The sequence below is a fragment of the Thiorhodococcus drewsii AZ1 genome (assembly GCF_000224065.1).
GTDB lineage: Bacteria > Pseudomonadota > Gammaproteobacteria > Chromatiales > Chromatiaceae > Imhoffiella > Imhoffiella drewsii.
On record NZ_AFWT01000005.1, the window covers coordinates 41,556 to 58,442 of the forward strand.

14 protein-coding genes are annotated in these 16,887 nt (G+C 62.9%); 13 read left to right on the forward strand and 1 reads right to left on the reverse strand.

Translation table 11 applies throughout. The features are described 5' to 3' along the window. Positions 1-6: 6 nt before the first annotated feature. From ccmA to ccmI, 9 genes are read left to right on the forward strand one after another with little or no spacing between them, the layout of a single operon-like run. A complete protein-coding gene (gene ccmA, locus THIDRDRAFT_RS04495) occupies positions 7-624 on the forward strand; it encodes a cytochrome c biogenesis heme-transporting ATPase CcmA (protein ID WP_007039621.1) in 618 nt (205 codons plus the stop codon). A 6-nt stretch (positions 625-630) separates the two neighbouring features. Beyond that, a complete protein-coding gene (ccmB, locus tag THIDRDRAFT_RS04500) occupies positions 631-1,302 on the forward strand; it encodes a heme exporter protein CcmB (protein ID WP_007039622.1) in 672 nt (223 codons plus the stop codon). A 57-nt stretch (positions 1,303-1,359) separates the two neighbouring features. After that, positions 1,360-2,118 carry a cytochrome c biogenesis protein CcsA gene (gene ccsA / locus THIDRDRAFT_RS04505; RefSeq protein ID WP_007039623.1) on the forward strand — a complete coding sequence of 253 codons (759 nt, stop codon included), beginning with the start codon at positions 1,360-1,362 and terminating at the stop codon, positions 2,116-2,118. Beyond that, a complete protein-coding gene (gene ccmD, locus THIDRDRAFT_RS04510) occupies positions 2,115-2,285 on the forward strand; it encodes a heme exporter protein CcmD (protein ID WP_007039624.1) in 171 nt (56 codons plus the stop codon). Before ccsA ends, ccmD begins: the two co-directional genes overlap by 4 nt. Further along, on the forward strand, positions 2,282-2,752 hold the full coding sequence (ccmE, locus tag THIDRDRAFT_RS04515; RefSeq protein WP_007039625.1) for a cytochrome c maturation protein CcmE: 471 nt from the start codon (positions 2,282-2,284) through the stop codon (positions 2,750-2,752). The genes ccmD and ccmE overlap by 4 nt, the downstream gene beginning before the upstream one ends. Further along, positions 2,752-4,746 (forward strand): heme lyase CcmF/NrfE family subunit, encoded by a 1,995-nt coding sequence (locus THIDRDRAFT_RS04520; protein ID WP_007039626.1) that lies wholly within the window; start codon positions 2,752-2,754, stop codon positions 4,744-4,746. Before ccmE ends, THIDRDRAFT_RS04520 begins: the two co-directional genes overlap by 1 nt. Positions 4,747-4,767: 21 nt before the next feature. Further along, positions 4,768-5,313 carry a DsbE family thiol:disulfide interchange protein gene (locus THIDRDRAFT_RS04525; RefSeq protein WP_007039627.1) on the forward strand — a complete coding sequence of 182 codons (546 nt, stop codon included), beginning with the start codon at positions 4,768-4,770 and terminating at the stop codon, positions 5,311-5,313. Next, on the forward strand, positions 5,310-5,801 hold the full coding sequence (locus THIDRDRAFT_RS04530; protein ID WP_007039628.1) for a cytochrome c-type biogenesis protein: 492 nt from the start codon (positions 5,310-5,312) through the stop codon (positions 5,799-5,801). Before THIDRDRAFT_RS04525 ends, THIDRDRAFT_RS04530 begins: the two co-directional genes overlap by 4 nt. Positions 5,802-5,808: 7 nt before the next feature. Beyond that, positions 5,809-7,119 carry a c-type cytochrome biogenesis protein CcmI gene (gene ccmI, locus THIDRDRAFT_RS04535; RefSeq protein ID WP_007039629.1) on the forward strand — a complete coding sequence of 437 codons (1,311 nt, stop codon included), beginning with the start codon at positions 5,809-5,811 and terminating at the stop codon, positions 7,117-7,119. A gap of 22 nt (positions 7,120-7,141) precedes the next feature. On the opposite strand, the gene THIDRDRAFT_RS04540 is transcribed toward ccmI, so the two are convergent. Beyond that, entirely contained in the window at positions 7,142-7,630 is a 489-nt protein-coding gene (locus tag THIDRDRAFT_RS04540; protein ID WP_007039630.1) for a YbhB/YbcL family Raf kinase inhibitor-like protein, read from the reverse strand. Positions 7,631-7,979: 349 nt separating this feature from the next. Here THIDRDRAFT_RS04540 and fusA point away from each other — a divergent pair, with 349 nt between their 5' ends. From fusA to lpdA, 4 genes are all read left to right on the forward strand, one after another. Next, positions 7,980-10,025: an elongation factor G gene (gene fusA, locus THIDRDRAFT_RS04545; protein WP_007039631.1), complete on the forward strand. Its 2,046-nt coding sequence runs from the start codon at positions 7,980-7,982 to the stop codon at positions 10,023-10,025. Between the two features lie 841 nt (positions 10,026-10,866). Beyond that, positions 10,867-13,521, forward strand: coding sequence for a pyruvate dehydrogenase (acetyl-transferring), homodimeric type (gene aceE, locus THIDRDRAFT_RS04550; RefSeq protein WP_007039632.1), 2,655 nt, complete (start codon positions 10,867-10,869; stop codon positions 13,519-13,521). Positions 13,522-13,555: 34 nt separating this feature from the next. Then, entirely contained in the window at positions 13,556-14,890 is a 1,335-nt protein-coding gene (gene aceF / locus THIDRDRAFT_RS04555) for a dihydrolipoyllysine-residue acetyltransferase (protein WP_007039633.1), read from the forward strand. 223 nt (positions 14,891-15,113) lie between these two features. Further along, positions 15,114-16,820 (forward strand): dihydrolipoyl dehydrogenase, encoded by a 1,707-nt coding sequence (gene lpdA, locus THIDRDRAFT_RS04560; protein ID WP_007039634.1) that lies wholly within the window; start codon positions 15,114-15,116, stop codon positions 16,818-16,820. Positions 16,821-16,887 lie beyond the last annotated feature (67 nt).

A 16,887-nucleotide genomic window follows, 5' to 3' on the forward strand; every position in this document is an offset into this window, starting at 1 on the left:
ATCGAGATGCTCGAGGTAACCAAGCTGGAATGCCGACGCGGTGACCGGCGGCTCTTCACCGATCTAGGGTTCGCACTCAACGCGGGCACCCTGATGCATGTGCGCGGACGCAATGGCAGCGGCAAGACCACCCTGTTGCGCACGCTCTGCGGCCTGTTCATACCGGATGAGGGTGAAATCCGCTGGCGTGGCGAATCCATCCGCGCGCTTGCCGAGGACTATCGGCGCGATCTGCTCTATTTCGGCCATACCAACGGAATCAAGGGCGAGCTGACCGGACTTGAGAATCTCGCCATCGGGGCGACGCTCGACGGAGATCGTCTCTCGGAGAAGGCGATCTGGGACGCGCTCGAACGCATCGGACTGACCGGATTCGAGGATCTGCCGACCCGCATGCTGTCCCAGGGCCAGAAGAAGCGTGTCGCGCTCGCCCGACTCATCCTGACCAAGGCGCCGCTCTGGATCCTGGACGAGCCCTTCACCGCACTGGACGTCGACGCAGTCGCCCTGCTCCAATCGCTGATCGCCGACCATGTCGCGGCCGGCGGAATCGCCGTTCTGACCACTCACCAGGAGGTTCCACTCACCTCCGGGCAGATCGAACAACTGAACCTGGGGAACTGAACCGCCGTGCTGCGAGTCTTCTGGTGCATCCTTTCACGCGACCTGACACTGGCCATGCGGCGACGCACCGATGTCCTGACCACACTCTTCTTCTTCGTGATCGTCGTCAGCCTCTTTCCGCTCGGTGTCGGAACCGAGAGCAAGGCGCTCCAGATCATCGGCCCCGGCGTGGTCTGGGTCGCCGCACTGTTGGCCTCGATGCTCGCGCTGGAGCGTCTTTTCGCCGCCGACTATGAAGACGGCACGCTCGAACAGATGCTCTTGACCGCCCAACCGCTCTCGCTCCTCGTGTTGGCCAAGGTCACGGCACACTGGATCCTGACCGGGCTGCCGCTGGTGCTGATCGCCCCCTTGGTGGGCATGCAGTTTCAGCTCACCGACAACGCCATCATCATCATGATGCTCGCGCTCTTGGTCGGAACCCCGATCCTGAGTCTGATCGGCGCCATCGGCGCAGCCCTCACGCTCGGGCTGCGCGGCGGCGGCATTCTGTTGTCGCTGCTGATTCTGCCGCTTTATATTCCGATCCTGGTCTATGGCTCGGGCGCCGTCGAGGTGAGCCGCATCGCTCTCGCCGATACCCAGCCCTATTTCGCCCTGCTCGGGGCTTTTCTCCTGGTCGCGCTGATCTTTGCGCCCGTCGCCTCCTCGGCGGCGCTGAAGATCTCGCTCGAATGAGACAAGCGCACACCAGCCCGAACGACTTCCAACTCACACGACAGTCCTCGCAAGCTAATGACTCTGAATTGGTTCAAATTCGCGTCGCCCGCGTCCTTCTACCCCATCGCCGGGCGTCTGATTCCAGTCTTCTGGATCCTCACGCTCCTACTGCTCGCCATCGGCCTCTACTGGGGCTTCTTCGAGACGGCCAGCAAGCTCGGCGGCAGCAATCCGCAGAAGGAGTACTACCGCATCATCTTCATCCATGTGCCCTCCGCCTGGATGTCCATGTGGCTCTACATCGTCCTGGTGGGATGGGCCGCAATCGGTCTGGTCTTCAACACGCGTCTCTCCTTCATGATGGCGAATGCGGTCGCGCCCACCGGCGCCATCTTCACCTTCCTGGCACTCTGGACCGGCGCCTTCTGGGGTCGCCCGAGCTGGGGCACCTACTGGGACTGGGATCCGCGTCTGACCTCCGAGCTGGTGCTCTTCTTCCTCTACATCGGCTACATCGCGCTGCACTCGGCGATCGACGACACGCGTCGCGCCGACCGCGCCTCGGCCCTGCTGGCCATCGTCGGACTGATCATGGTTCCGGTCATCTTCTGGTCGATCAACTGCCCGGATCCCAACCAGTGCGCGGCGCTGCATCAACGCTCCAATCTAACCCGCATCGACGGCAACATCCTCTTCTCGATGCTGACCATGACACTGGCGTTCTGGATGTACGGCTTCGCCGCCACCTTCATGCGGCTACGTAGCATCATCCTGACACGCGAGGCCGAAAACACCTGGGTCCAGGAATTATTGAACGCGCGGAGGCAGGCATGAGCGAGTTCCTTTCACAAGGCGGATACGGCTTCTTCGTTTGGGGCGCCTATGGCATGGTCGCCGTCCTTCTGGTAGCGGAAGTGCTGCAATTGCGCGCGCAGCGGCGAACCATTTGGTCTCGGCTCGGTCGATTGACCCGGATGCGTGACACCGGAGGAACAGAATGAAAGCAAGACAAAAGCGGCTCGTCTTCGTCGGCCTGGCCGTGCTCGGCGTGGCGGCGGCCTCGACCCTGGCGCTGACCGCGCTCAAGGGGAACATCTCCTACTTTTTCAGCCCATCCCAGGTAGTCGCCAACGAGGCGCCCCAGGATCATGTCTTCCGCATCGGCGGTCTGGTGACCGAGGGCACGGTCCGACGCGAGGGCGACGGGCTGACCGTCCATTTCGACGTCACCGACAACGCCGAGACGGTCAAGGTCGCCTACACCGGCATCCTTCCCGACCTCTTCAGCGAGGGTAAGGGCGTCGTCGCCAAAGGCCGACTCGGACCCGATGGTGTTTTCCTCGCCGAAGAGGTGCTGGCCAAGCACGATGAGGAATACATGCCGCCCGAGGTCGCCAGCACCCTGAAGACGACCCATGCCGAGGGCGTCGCCGAAACTGCGATCCAAGCGAGCGAGGCAACCAACTGATGGTGCCTGAAATCGGTCATTTCGCCCTGCTCCTGGCCCTGGTGCTCGCCGTGGTCCAGTCGAGCGTTCCGCTGATCGGCAGCTTCACCGGCAACCGGGTCTGGATGGGCATGGCCCGCCCGCTCGCCTGGAGCCAGCTCACCTTCATCGGCATCGCCTTCCTCTGTCTGATGCAGGCCTTTCTGACCGACGACTTCTCGGTCATCTATGTGGCGACCAACTCCAACTCGCTGATGCCGACCGTCTACAAGATCTCGGCGATCTGGGGCGCGCACGAAGGTTCGCTGCTGCTGTGGGTGCTGATGCTGGCCGGGTGGGGTGCCGCCGTCGCGGCCCGCAGCCACTTCCTGCCGCTGCCCATGATCGCGCGAGCCATCTCGGTTCAGGGCATGATCGCAATCGGCTTCCTGCTGTTCATGATCCTGACCTCCAATCCCTTCGATCGCATCTTCCCCGCGCCGCTCGAAGGACGCGATCTGAACCCATTGCTCCAGGATCCGGGACTCGCCATCCATCCGCCCATGCTCTACATGGGCTACGTCGGCTTCTCGGTCGCCTTCGCCTTCGCCATCGCCGCACTGATCGGCGGCAAGCTGGACTCGGCCTGGGCGCGCTGGTCGCGCCCCTGGACCACGGTCGCCTGGGTATTCCTGACCATCGGCATCGCACTCGGCTCCTGGTGGGCCTATTACGAGCTCGGTTGGGGCGGTTGGTGGTTCTGGGATCCGGTCGAGAACGCCTCTTTCATGCCTTGGCTGGTCGGCACCGCGCTCATGCACTCGCTCGCCGTCACCGAGAAACGTGCGGCCTTCAAGACCTGGACCGTGCTGCTGGCCATCTCGGCCTTCTCGCTCTCGCTGCTCGGTACATTCCTGGTGCGCTCGGGCGTACTCACATCGGTCCACGCCTTCGCCACCGACCCGGCGCGCGGCAGCTTCATCCTGCTCTTCCTCTGCATCGTGATCGGCGGCTCGCTGGCGCTCTACGCCTGGCGCGCACCCTCCATTTCGAGCGGCGGTCGCTTCGATCTGGTCTCGCGCGAGAGTTTCCTGCTGGCCAACAACCTGCTACTCGCCGCCCTGGCGGTTCTGGTCCTGTTCGGCACCCTCGCGCCGCTCATCTACGAGGCTGCGGGCTGGGGCAAGATCTCGGTCGGCTTCCCCTGGTTCAACAAGATGTTCATCGCGCTCTCGCCCATGCTGATCCTGGCGACCGGCGTCGGACCGCTCACCCACTGGAAGCACGACTCGCATCGGCGACTGCTGGGCGCACTCTGGCTAGCCATCCTGCTCGGCGTGGCAGCCTTCGTGCTGATCGCGTTCCCCGTCCTGTCCTCGACCGGGGATCTGTGGGTCGGCTTCGGCGTCGCCATGGCTGCCTGGCTGGTCGGCTCGCACCTGAGCAGTCTCTTCAGCCGTCTCCGACACAAGGGCGGGCTCAAGGGGTTGCGCGCGGACATCGCCGGCAACAGCCGCAGCTATTACGGTATGTGGCTGGCCCACATGGGTCTGGCCGTCTTCATCGTTGGGGTCACGCTGGTCTCCAATCATGGCGACGAGACCGACGTGCGCATGTCGCCGGGCGGCGTGCATGAAGAGGCCGGATATCGCTTCCAGTTTAACGGTGTCACAGCAGTCCCTGGCCCCAACTACAGCGCCTTCCGAGGGGACTTCACCGTCTTCCAAGGCGAGCGCGAGATCGCCAGGCTCTATCCCGAGAAACGCAGCTATTTCTCGGGTGGCATGCCGATGACCGAAGCCGCAATCGACGCAGGTCTGCTACGCGACATCTATATCTCGCTCGGTGAGGCGATCGGGGACAGCGGCGACTGGGCACTGCGCATCTATTACAAGCCCTTCGTGCGCTGGATCTGGCTCGGTGCGCTGCTGATGGCCCTCGGCGGCATCGTCTCCGTCTCCGATCCGCGCTATCGCGCCATCCGCCGCACCGCCACCGCTCCAGCGCAAGCGGCGAACACGGCGCCAGCCATCTGACACAATGGATTCGAATCGATCATGACCACATCCGCCTCTCGCGCACTGATCCCTCTCGGCATCTTTCTCGCGCTGGCTGCCCTGCTCTTCTACGGACTGGGTCAGAACCCGCGCGAGATCCCCTCGCCGCTGGTCGACAAGCCGGCCCCCGATTTCGCGCTTGCCTCGCTGAAGGCCCCCGACCGCACCCTGACCAAGGATCTGCTACGCGGCAAGGTCTCGCTGGTGAACGTCTGGGCCTCCTGGTGCCCCTCGTGCCGCCAGGAGCACGCCGAGCTCATGCGCATCGCCCGTGAGAACGACGTCCAGATCATCGGTCTCAACTGGAAGGACAACCGCCCGGAGGCGTTGCAGATGCTGCAACGGTTCGGCGATCCCTACTCCGAGATCATCTACGACCCCGACAACAAGACCGGCATCGATTGGGGCGTCTACGGCGCGCCCGAGACCTTCGTGGTCGATGGCGATGGCATCATTCGCCACAAACGCATCGGGCCTATCGACCAGCAGGTCTGGGAGTCCGAGATTCGTCCAATCATCGAGCGTTATTCGGCCAAGAAATCATGATGCGTCCAACCTTGAAAGCACTCGCGACCGCCGGACTCTTGACCGGTGCCATCGCTATCGGGACCGCGCATGCCTTCACGCTGGAGGAATTCACCTTCGAGGATCCGGCCAAGACCCACGAGTTCCGCGATCTCGTCGGCAAGCTCCGCTGCCTGGTGTGCCAGAACGAATCGCTCGCCGGTTCCCAAGCCAGCGTCGCCCAGGATCTGCGCAAAGAGGTCTACCGCATGATGCGGGAGGGCAAGAGCCGACAGGAGGTCGTCGACTTCCTGGTCGAGCGCTACGGCGATTTCGTGCTCTACGATCCGCCGATCAAGCCCTCGACCTACGTCCTCTGGTTCGGCCCCTTCCTCTTCGTCGGATTCGGCGCCTTCCTGCTGCTGCGCACCTTGCAGCGCAAGAAAGAAGAGCCCGAACAGGATCTGAGCGAGACGGAACAGGAACGACTGCGCCAACTGCTCGCCAAGCCCGGCAACCAACAGGACTAGACAGCCAATGATCATCTTCTGGATTATGGCCGGCGGCCTGATCGCCCTGGCCCTGTGGTTCATCCTGCCCCCGCTGCTGCGCCGGGAGACGCCGACCGACGCACCGGATCAGGATTCGCTGAATCTCGCCGTGTTCGAGCAACGACTCAAGGAATTGGAGGACGACCGCACCGCGACGCTCATCGACGAGCAGAGTTATCTGGCCGCGCGCCACGATCTGGAGCGCGAGCTCCTCTACGATGTCGATGAGACCAAGAGTCAAACGACACCGCATCCCGCATCCGCTGCCAGCCGCTGGTTGCTGGCGATTGTTCTGGCCACGGCGGTACCCGCCTCGGCGGTCCTACTGTATCTGGATATCGGCAGCCCGGAGATCATCGACCAGATCGAACTCGGACCGAACCAGGTCGCGGAGAACGAGAACGGCGCGGAGGCTCAATCCGCTGCCTCGTTGGAAGAGCTGGTCGACCGGCTGGAAAAGCGACTGAAGCAGGAGCCCGAAAACCTCGACGGCTGGCTGATGCTGGGCCGGACCTACTTCGCCACCGACCAGTTCGATAAGGGACTAGATGCCTTCGAAAAGGCCTATTCGCTGGCCCCGGACGAGATCCCGGTCATGCTGGCCTACGCCGAGGCGCTCGCCGCCGCCAGCCCGACGAAGAGCCTCGCCGGCAAGCCGGCCGAACTCATCCAGGCCGCGCTGGAACAGGATCCTCAAGATCCGACCGCGCGCTGGCTGAACGGGATGATCGACTTCCAGAACAATCGGTTCCAAGAAGCTGCCGATGCCTGGCAGAAAATTCTGGACACCCTGGAGCCGGGAAGCGAAGAGGCGAAGAACCTGGGCCAGATGGTCACCGAGGCACGCAATCGCGCCGGCCAGACCACGACCTCGGCGACCGCGCAAACGCCAGCGACTCAGCCCACCACGAGCGAGAAAACGCCAGCGCAGGAGACGTCCGCGACAACCGCCGCAAGCCTGAAGGTCAAGGTGAGTCTGGATCCGACGATCGCGGCCCAGGCAGCGCCCGAGGATACCGTCTTCGTCTTCGCCCGGGCGACTCAGGGACCACCCATGCCGCTCGCCGCGCAGCGCATCCAGGTCAAGGATCTACCCGCAGACGTCACGCTGGACGACAGCCAGGCGATGAGCCCGGCGCTCAAGCTGTCCAGCGCGAGCCAGGTCAACGTGGGAGCTCGGGTCTCCAAGAGCGGCAATGCTACACCACAACCTGGAGACCTACAGGGAATCAGCGGGCCGGTCGCCGTTGGCGAGACCTCGAAGGTCTCCGTGGTGATCGACAGCGTCCGACCCTAATGTCAGCCGGCCTCAGGCCGGCTCATCTATCCGCCTTAGGCGCATCGTAAACACCCACCAGCTCGGCGTGGGCAAGGATGAGCTCCTCCATCGCGAGCAGGAGTTCGTCCTTGGTGGGCTGTCCCAGGACATCCGGGAGTCGGGTGTCCAGGGCATAGAGACGATGAAAGTAACGATGACGGCCGATCGGCGGACAGGGTCCGCCATAGCCCGTCCGTCCCCAACTGTTGATTCCCTCCCCGGTTCCCTCGGGTAATCCACCGCGCGCCGCTCCCTCGACCAATCCGGAGCAGGTCGGCGGGATGTTGTAGAGGACCCAATGGTCCCAGACCATACGCGGCGCCGCCGGATCCGGGGCATCGGGATCGTCCAGGATCAGAACCAGACTCTCGGTCCCCTCAGGTAGATCCTGCCAGGTCAACGGAGGCGAGATATCCTCCCCTTCGCAACTGAAACGACGCGGAATCGGATCTCCGTCGACGAAAGCTTCTGATTTGAGAACCAGTGCCATCTTCCAACCTCCAAGGGTGTGCTAACGTCTTAGGCAACATGCGGAATTATGGTTCAAAACGGAAGAGAATCATTCTTTATTTCCCTAGCTGTGCGTCCTTCGGCGACCGATTCGGTCGCCGTTTTTTTTGCCCGCTCAACAGCGAATCCGTTTACTGCAGTCAGCCCGCACGCCGCGCGGGGACCCATTGGAATCCTTGATCTGAGGCAGCTCGCTCCTCATTCACCGTCGCCCCCGCGCCTCCTCGATTGCGCCTGGGTTACAGTATAGTTTCGGCTTGTCCGAACGAATCCGAAGGGGCGTCGTCGAACGCCCTGGAATCCATTCAAGCGCCACAACGGGATCAAAGATGTCTGACTACAATGCCGAGGACGTCCGCAATATCGCTCTGGTCGGCCATGCCGGCTCCGGAAAGACAACGCTGGTGGAGACCCTGTTGGCCGCCACCGGTGTCATCCCAGCCGCAGGAAGCGTCACCAAAGGTTCGACAGTTTGCGACTTCGACCCGCTGGAAAAGGAACTCCTGCATTCATTGGACGCCGCCATCACCAGCTTTCAAACCGGCGGAAAACACATCAACCTGATCGACACCCCCGGAGCGCCCGACTTCCTCGGCCGCTGCATCTCAATGCTGCCCGCCGTGGAAACGGCGGCACTGATCATCAACGCCCAAAACGGCATCGAGCCCATGACGGCCCGCATGATGAAGGCCGCAGACAACCGCGCGCTCTGCCGCATCATCATCGTCAATCAGATCGACGCGCCAGATACGGACCTTCCTCAGCTGATCGAGCAGATTCGCGAGTCCTTCGGAGCCGAATGCCTGCCGATCAACCTGCCCGCGAACGGCGGCCAGCACGTCGTCGACTGCTTCTTCCAGCCCAAGGGGGAAACGACGGATTTCTCCTCGGTCACCGAGGCCCACAGCCAGATCGTCGACCAGGTGGTCGAGGTGGACGAAGACCTGATGGAGGTCTATCTGGAACAGGGACAGGAGCTGAAGCCGGAACAGCTCCACGACCCTTTTGAAGCGGCACTACGCGAGGCGCACCTGATCCCCATCTGCTTCGTCTCGGCCCAAACCGGAGCAGGCATACCGGAGTTGCTCGAAATTCTGGCGCGCCTCATGCCGAATCCGGCCGAGGGCAACCCTCCGCCCTTCCTCAAGGGTGAGGGGGCATCGATGGAACCGATACAGGTCAGCCCGGACCCCAACCTCCATGCCGTGGCCCACGTCTTCAAGGTCATCAACGACCCCTATCGCGGCAAGATCGGCATCTTTCGCGTTCATCAGGGCCGGATCACACCCAACAGCCAACTCTTCGTCGGCGACGCGCGCAAGCCGTTCAAGATCAGCCATCTGTTCCGCCTGCACGGCGCGGAGCTGATCGAAGTTCCCGAAGGCGTTCCCGGAGACATCCTGGCGGTTGCACGGGTCGACGACATCCATTTCGACGCCGTGCTACACGACTCGCACGAAGAGGATCACTTCCACCTCTCGACCATGGAGTGCCCGATCCCCCTCTTCGGACTCGCCATCGAGACCACCAAGCGTGGTGACGAGCAGAAACTGACCGACGCGCTCCACAAGCTCCAGGACGAGGATCCCTGCTTCCACGTCGAACACAACGCCTCGGCCAACGAGACCATCGCCCGAGGTCTGGGCGAACTCCATCTCAAGGTCATCCTGAAACGTCTGGCCGAACAGTTCCATGTCGAAGTGGAGACCCATCCGCCGAGTATCCCCTACCGCGAGACCATCATGGGCCATGCCGAGGGACATCACCGTCACAAGAAGCAGACGGGTGGAGCCGGGCAGTTCGGCGAGGTCTATCTGCGAATCGAGCCCAACGAACGGGGCGCGGGATTCGCCTTCGTGGATGCGGTCGTCGGCGGTACGATCCCGGGCAATTTCATCCCCTCGATCGAAAAAGGGGTACGCCAAGTCATGGACGAAGGGGCAATCGCGGGCTATCCGCTACAGGACGTCAAGGTCACCGTCTATGACGGTAAGCACCACCCGGTCGACTCCAAGGACATCGCCTTCGTCACCGCCGGCCGCAAGGCCTTCATCGAGGCACTGCTCCAGGCCCAGCCCGTCGTTCTGGAGCCCATCGTCAAGATCCGCATCACCGCAAAGGACACGGCGATGGGCGATCTGGCAGGCGACCTGTCCAGCCGACGCGGTCGAATCAACGGCAGCGAGACCAAGAGCCGTGGACGCATCCTCATCGAGGGCGAGGTTCCACTTGCCGAACTCTCGGGCTATGACGCCAGACTCAAGGCGCTCACGGGTGGCGAGGGCACCTACAGCATCGAGCTGAGTCACTATGACCCGGTGCCCGGCAATATCCAGAAACAGATGATGGATGCGTACCAGCGCTCGGACGACTGACCTACCCTGTCGTCGAGCGCCGATTTAGACGATTTTCGGGTATAACGTGACCCAATGGTCGGCATGGGTTGGGGTAAGTGGAGACGAACCCCAACCCACCAATCGCCTTGGCGAACGATCACAGCGAAATCGCTGCGTCAGCAGCGCTCGGGCCATCAAGAAGCGTCGGCCTCAGGCCGATGCGCCACTTCCGAATGGTCGCCTCGCGTGTCTATAACGGCTTGCTTTCCCGATTCTTGGCAAGGGTCGCGAGGGACTCCAGTCTCCCGGACACCCGATAGCAGACTGGACTCCTGCGTCACCGGACGCCGCCCTCCCTGCTCCTCTAATTGCCTCATGAAAGAGAGCCTGAGCTCGCAGCTCTCCCAGATTTGACTGTTGCAGTCGGCCCGGTCGCAGCCACATTCACATGGTGCAAGACTATCCGGAACCCTCTCGACCAAGCGCAAACGAGCGGTCAGTGCCTGCCAAACTCTACGCACGATCGCGCTCGCGCTTCTACTTTCCTTAGGGATCATTACTGGACCTCATCATCCGACATCCGTTGAAGTCAGCCTGGTCGATCCTGACCTTGGCCTCTAACCGCAAGCGCGTTCGCTGCCCCCAAAAGCCCCTGTCAGCTCACAGCAAGGCAGCTCGCGATCGATCCTTCAGAAGCCGCCTCGCAAGAGCATGACGCAGAACCGACCTCAACCAGACCAGACGCGAGGCGCACCAAGACCCCGGTCAACAATCGGCGCATTGCATTAACGAATCCTTAGTATTTATATAATGGATGGCTGATATATAATCCGGGTCTTGTCTGAACCGTATCTGTCTTGAACGCATTCCTGGGAGCGACATGACCAACAAGCCCGACATCGACCCGCAAGAGACACAGGAATGGCTCGATTCGCTCGATGCCGTACTGGAAAACGAAGGCATCGAACGCGCCCATTTTCTGCTGGAACGTCTGATCGACAAGGCGCGCCGCTCCGGAGCCTATCTGCCCTTCACGGCCAACACCGCCTATCTGAACACCATCCCGGTGCAAAGCGAGCAACGCTTCCCCGGCGACCTGGCGATGGAGCGACGCATTCGGTCCTTCGTGCGCTGGAACGCCATGGCCATGGTGATTCAGGCAAACCGGCTCTCGACAGAGCTGGGGGGACACATCGCAAGCTTCGCTTCCTCGGCCACCCTGCTCGACGTCGCCTACAACCACTTTCTCCACGCCCGCACCAAGGATCACGGCGGTGATCTGGTGTTCTACCAGGGTCATTCCGCGCCCGGCATCTATGCCCGCGCCTTCCTCGAAGGCCGTATTGGCGAGGATCAGCTCTACAATTTCCGCCAGGAAGTGGACGGCAACGGACTCTCCTCCTATCCACACCCCTGGCTCATGCCCAACTTCTGGCAGTTCCCCACCGTATCCATGGGACTCGGTCCCCTGATGGCCATCTACCAGGCGCGCTTCATGCACTATCTGCGCGATCGCGGGCTGGTCAACACCACCGGGCGCAAGGTCTGGGCCTTTCTCGGCGACGGCGAGATGGACGAACCCGAATCGCTCGGAGCCATCTCGTTGGCCGCCCGCGAGCGCCTCGACAACCTGGTGTTCGTGGTCAACTGCAACCTGCAACGTCTCGACGGACCGGTGCGCGGCAACGGCAAGATCATCCAGGAGCTGGAGGCCGTTTTCCGAGGCGCCGGCTGGAACGTCATCAAGGTGGTCTGGGGCCGTTACTGGGATCCGCTCTTCGTCCGCGACAAGCAGGGCCTGCTGCTCAAGCGCATGGAGGAATGCGTCGACGGCGATTACCAGGCCTACAAGGCCAAGGGCGGTGCCTACACGCGCGAACACTTCTTCGGCAAATATCCCGAGCTGAAGGAGATGGTCGCCAACATGACCGACGAGGACATCTGGCGCCTCAACCGTGGCGGGCACGATCCCATCAAGGTCTTCAACGCCTACCTGGCCGCCATGGAGACGACCGACAAGCCGACCGTGATCCTGGCCAAGACGGTCAAGGGCTACGGCATGGGCGTCGCCGGCGAGGGTATGAACATCACCCACTCGCAGAAGAAGATGGGCGAGGCCTCGCTCAAGGCCTTCCGCGACCGCTTCAATATCCCGATCTCGGACGATCAAATCGGTGCCGCTCCCTTCTACAAGCCACCGGCGGACAGCGAGGAGATGAAATATCTCCACCAGGCACGCGAGCGCCTCGGCGGCTATCTGCCCGCACGGCGCGACGATGCGCCGCCGCTCGACATCCCGGACCTGGAGACCTTCCATAGCCTGCTCGAGGGGAGCGGCGACAAGGAGATGTCGACCACCATGGCCTTCGTGCGTCTGCTGACGCTGATCATGAGGGACAAAAACATTGGTCAATACGTCGTCCCCATCGTTCCGGACGAGGCGCGCACCTTCGGTATGGAGGGCATGTTCCGCCAGCTCGGCATCTACGCCTCGCAGGGCCAGCTTTACGAACCGGTCGATGCCGACCAGGTCATGTACTACCGCGAGGACAAGAAGGGTCAGATCCTGCAGGAAGGCATCAACGAGGCCGGCGCCATGTCGTCCTGGATCGCGGCGGCCACGGCCTATGCCAACCACGGCCAAAGCATGATTCCCTTCTACATCTACTACTCCATGTTCGGCTTCCAGCGCATCGGCGATCTCGCCTGGGCGGCGGGCGACATGCAGGCGCGCGGGTTTCTCATCGGTGGCACCGCCGGTCGCACCACGCTGGCTGGAGAGGGACTCCAGCATCAGGACGGCCATAGCACCATCCTGGCCTCGACCATCCCCAACTGCGTCGCCTACGACCCGGCCTACGCCTATGAGATGACGGTCATCGTCCAGGACGGCATGCGACGCATGTACCAGGACAAGGAGAGCGTCTTCTACTACATCACCGCGATGAACGAGAACTACGTCCATCCGGCGATGCCTGAGGACAGTCGCGAGGGCATCCTGCGCGGCATGCATCGAGTCCATCGCGGCGAGGAACGCGGCCACCGCGTTCAGTTGTTGGGTGCCGGCACCATCCTGCGCGAGGTTCTGGCCGCCGCCGAACTGCTGGAGAAGGACTTCGAGGTCGGCTCGGATGTCTGGAGCGTCACCAGCTTCAACGAGTTGCGGCGTGAAGGAATCGAGGTCGAACGCTGGAACATGCTGCATCCCGAACAGGAGCAGCGCACCACCTATGTCGAATCCCAGCTCACCGAAACGCGCGGACCCATCGTTGCCGCGACCGACTACATGCGGACCTATGCCGACCAGATCCGCCCCCATGTCCCCCGTCGTTATTTCGTGCTCGGGACGGACGGATTCGGCCGCAGCGACATGCGCAGTCAGCTCAGAAAATTCTTCGAGGTCAACCGTTACTACGTAGCGCTCGCCGCGCTCAAGGCACTGGCGGACGAGGGAGAGATCCCAATGACGAGGGTCTCCGAGGCCATCGCCAAGTACCGCATCGATCCGGACAAGCCTAACCCGGTCAGGGTTTGAGACATCCGGCATAACAGGCCCAGGAGGACATCGCGTGGCAAACGTCGAAGACATTCTGCTGCCCGACATCGGAGATTTCTCCAATGTCGAGGTCATCGAGATCCTCGTCGCCCCCGGCGACCGGATCGCACCGGAACAATCGCTGCTCACACTGGAGAGCGAAAAGGCAACCATGGAGATCCCCTCGCCTCGCGCGGGGGTGGTCGAGACGCTGCTCGTCGAACTCGGCGATCGCCTGAACCCCGGCGATCCCATGTTGAGGCTCGCGACCGGCGCCGACCAAACCGCCGAGTCGTCGCCCCAGAAACAGGAGCCCCAGGAGGAAACACCCCCCCCGCAACCGCCCTCGCCCGCCAAACCCGCCCCAGAACCGACGCCTCGCGCCCATGGCGAGACCGAGCGACGCCAGGCACCCGTGCTACCCCGCCCCGAGGACATCGCGGCCATCGCCCGAGGACGCAAGCCACACGCAAGCCCGGCCGTGCGCCGTTTCGCACGCGAACTGGGCGTCGATCTGGCGCGTGTCCGTGGATCCGGCCCCAAGGGCCGCATCGTCAAGGGCGACGTCCAGGGCTTCGTCAAGCAAATCCTGAACCGTGGGCCGGAGTCCGATCATGACTCGGGCGCCGCATTTCAGCTCCCGAGCGCGCCCGAGGTCGATTTCTCGCGTTTCGGACCGATCGAAACCGAAGAGCTGTCGCGCATCAAGAAGATCAGCGGCAAGCATCTGCACCGCTGCTGGCTGACGGTTCCCCATGTCACCCAGTTCGAGGAGGCGGACATCACCGAGCTTGAGTCCTTCCGCAAGGGACGCCAGGAGGAGGCAACCCGGCAAGGCATCAAGCTCACCTTCCTGCCCTTCCTGCTCAAGGCGGTCGCCACCGCGCTTGAGCGCATGCCGATCCTCAAAGCCTCACTGAGCGCCGATGGTGAGCGACTGGTGATGAAGCGCTACACCCATGTCGGCGTGGCCGTCGACACGCCCAACGGACTGCTGGTCCCCGTGGTCCGCGACGTCGACACGAAGGGACTGCTCGCGCTGGCCGCCGAGCTGGCCGATCTTGGCGCCAAGGCCCGTGCCGGCAAGCTGCTTCCAGGCGACATGCAGGGCGGCTGTTTCACCATCTCCAGCCTTGGCGGCCTTGGAGGCACCGCCTTCACGCCCATCGTCAATGCACCGGAGGTCGCGATTCTGGGTGTCTCGCGTTCCGAGATGAAGCCGGTCTGGGACGGCCAGCAGTTCGTACCGCGGCTCATGCTGCCGCTCTCGCTCTCCTACGACCACCGTGTCGTCGACGGCGCCGACGGGGCACGCTTCACCGCCCTGCTGCGCAACCTGCTCGGCGACATCCGGCAGCTGCTGCTATGAGCGAAACCGCCTGACGCAGGACCGTCCGGCCGCTCGACATCCCGACCGAATCCGCGAGCGCTCCCGACCTGGGAAAGGCTCGCGGACTCGGTCGGACCCAACATCTCGCGACACGACCATGTTGTAGCGATTTCACCTCAGCATGGCCGATCGTTTAGGATTGGCGCCTGCAACTCGTCCCATCACCCAGGGCCCACGGCGGCCAAGAGAGAAACACCCCACCATGAGTAACAGTATCGAGGTCAAGGTCCCGGACATCGGCGATTTCAAGGATGTGGAGGTCATCGAGGTCTTGGTCTCATCCGGCGACCAGGTGGCCCAGGAGGCATCTCTGATCACGCTGGAGAGCGACAAGGCTACCATGGAAATCCCGGCCCCAGCGCCCGGCACCGTCGGAACGATCGGTATCAAGGTCGGCGACCGTGTCTCACAAGGCGATGTCATCCTGACGATGGAGGTCGCCGATGATGCTGTCATCACCGAGATGGCGCCGAAAGAATCCATCATGGCGGCCAACCCCAACGATATGGTCACTGAGGTTGTCGTCCTGGGGGGTGGCCCAGGCGGCTATACGGCCGCCTTCCGTGCGGCAGACCTTGGCAAGAAGGTCGTCCTGATCGAGCGCTACGACAGGCTCGGCGGTGTCTGTCTCAACGTCGGCTGCATCCCCTCCAAGGCACTGCTGCACACCGCCATGATCATGGAAGAGGTCAAGACGCTCGGCGTCATGGGCGTGACCTACGGCGAGCCCGAGGTCGATCTCGACAAGATGCGCGCCGGCAAGGACAAGGTCGTCGCCAAGCTCACCGGCGGGCTTGCGGCCATGGCCAAACAGCGCAAGGTCGAGGTCGTACAGGGCACCGGCCGCTTCGAGTCGCCGAACCGCATCGGCGTCGAGACCAAGGAAGGCCGCGTCGGCATCCGCTTCGACCACTGCATCATCGCCTGCGGTTCATCGCCACTGAAGATCCCCGGATTCCCGCACGAGGATCCGCGCGTGATGGATTCCACCGATGCACTCGCATTGGCTAACGTCCCGGCACGCCTGCTGATCGTTGGGGGCGGCATCATCGGTCTGGAGATGGCCGGCGTCTACAGCGCACTCGGCGCCAAAATCGATGTCGTGGAACTCAAGAATCAGCTGATGCCGGGTGCCGATATCGATCTGGTCCGTTGCGCCGAAAAGGTGCTCAAAAAGCGCTACGACACCATCAAGCTGGAGACCAAGGTCGCCAGCATGAGCGCCACCCCCGAGGGCATCAAGGTCGCCTTCGAGGGCAAGCATCCGGGCGAGGAGACCTACGACAAGGTCCTGGTCGCGGTCGGACGTCTGCCCAACGGCAAGCTGATCAACGCCGAGGCCGCCGGGGTCCAGGTCGACCAGCACGGATTCATCAAGGTCGACGCCCACCAGCGCACCAACGTTCAGAACATCTATGCCATTGGCGACGTGGTCGGTGGCCCCATGCTGGCCCACAAGGCCACCCACGAGGCCAAGGTCGCGGCAGAAGTCATCGCCGGACTGCCCGCGCTCTTCGATCCGCTGACCATTCCCTCGGTCGCCTACACCGACCCCGAGGTCGCCTGGATGGGTCTCACCGAGACCAAGGCCAAGGAGCAAGGCATCCCCTACGAGAAGGGCGTGTTCCCCTGGGCCGCCAGCGGACGCGCACTCGGCATCCATCGCGACGAGGGCATGACCAAGCTGCTGTTCGATCCCGAGACCAAGCGCATCCTCGGCGCCGGAATCGTCGGACCCAACGCGGGCGAACTGATCGGTGAGGCCGTGCTGGCGCTCGAAATGGGTGCCGACATGGAGGACATCGGGCTCACCATCCATCCGCATCCGACCCTGAACGAAACCATTGGTCTCGCAGCCGAAATGGCCCATGGATCCATCACCGATCTGATGCCGCCGAAGAAACGCTGACCTGGCACCCAGTTCGTCTATCGGCCTTCCGGGGCGGGTAGCAACTGTCGGGGGACGCCGTAGATAC

What these genes read in the sequence shown, in the direction of transcription:
- ccmA (WP_007039621.1), top strand. Translation starts at nt 7, where the DNA reads ATGCTCGAGGTAACCAAGCTGGAATGCCGACGCGGTGACCGGCGGCTC.
- ccsA (WP_007039623.1), top strand. Translation starts at nt 1,360, where the DNA reads ATGACTCTGAATTGGTTCAAATTCGCGTCGCCCGCGTCCTTCTACCCC.
- ccmD (WP_007039624.1), top strand. Translation starts at nt 2,115, where the DNA reads ATGAGCGAGTTCCTTTCACAAGGCGGATACGGCTTCTTCGTTTGGGGC.
- ccmE (WP_007039625.1), top strand. Translation starts at nt 2,282, where the DNA reads ATGAAAGCAAGACAAAAGCGGCTCGTCTTCGTCGGCCTGGCCGTGCTC.
- THIDRDRAFT_RS04520 (WP_007039626.1), top strand. Translation starts at nt 2,752, where the DNA reads ATGGTGCCTGAAATCGGTCATTTCGCCCTGCTCCTGGCCCTGGTGCTC.
- THIDRDRAFT_RS04525 (WP_007039627.1), top strand. Translation starts at nt 4,768, where the DNA reads ATGACCACATCCGCCTCTCGCGCACTGATCCCTCTCGGCATCTTTCTC.
- THIDRDRAFT_RS04530 (WP_007039628.1), top strand. Translation starts at nt 5,310, where the DNA reads ATGATGCGTCCAACCTTGAAAGCACTCGCGACCGCCGGACTCTTGACC.
- ccmI (WP_007039629.1), top strand. Translation starts at nt 5,809, where the DNA reads ATGATCATCTTCTGGATTATGGCCGGCGGCCTGATCGCCCTGGCCCTG.
- THIDRDRAFT_RS04540 (WP_007039630.1), bottom strand. Translation starts at nt 7,630, where the DNA reads ATGGCACTGGTTCTCAAATCAGAAGCTTTCGTCGACGGAGATCCGATT.
- fusA (WP_007039631.1), top strand. Translation starts at nt 7,980, where the DNA reads ATGTCTGACTACAATGCCGAGGACGTCCGCAATATCGCTCTGGTCGGC.
- aceE (WP_007039632.1), top strand. Translation starts at nt 10,867, where the DNA reads ATGACCAACAAGCCCGACATCGACCCGCAAGAGACACAGGAATGGCTC.
- lpdA (WP_007039634.1), top strand. Translation starts at nt 15,114, where the DNA reads ATGAGTAACAGTATCGAGGTCAAGGTCCCGGACATCGGCGATTTCAAG.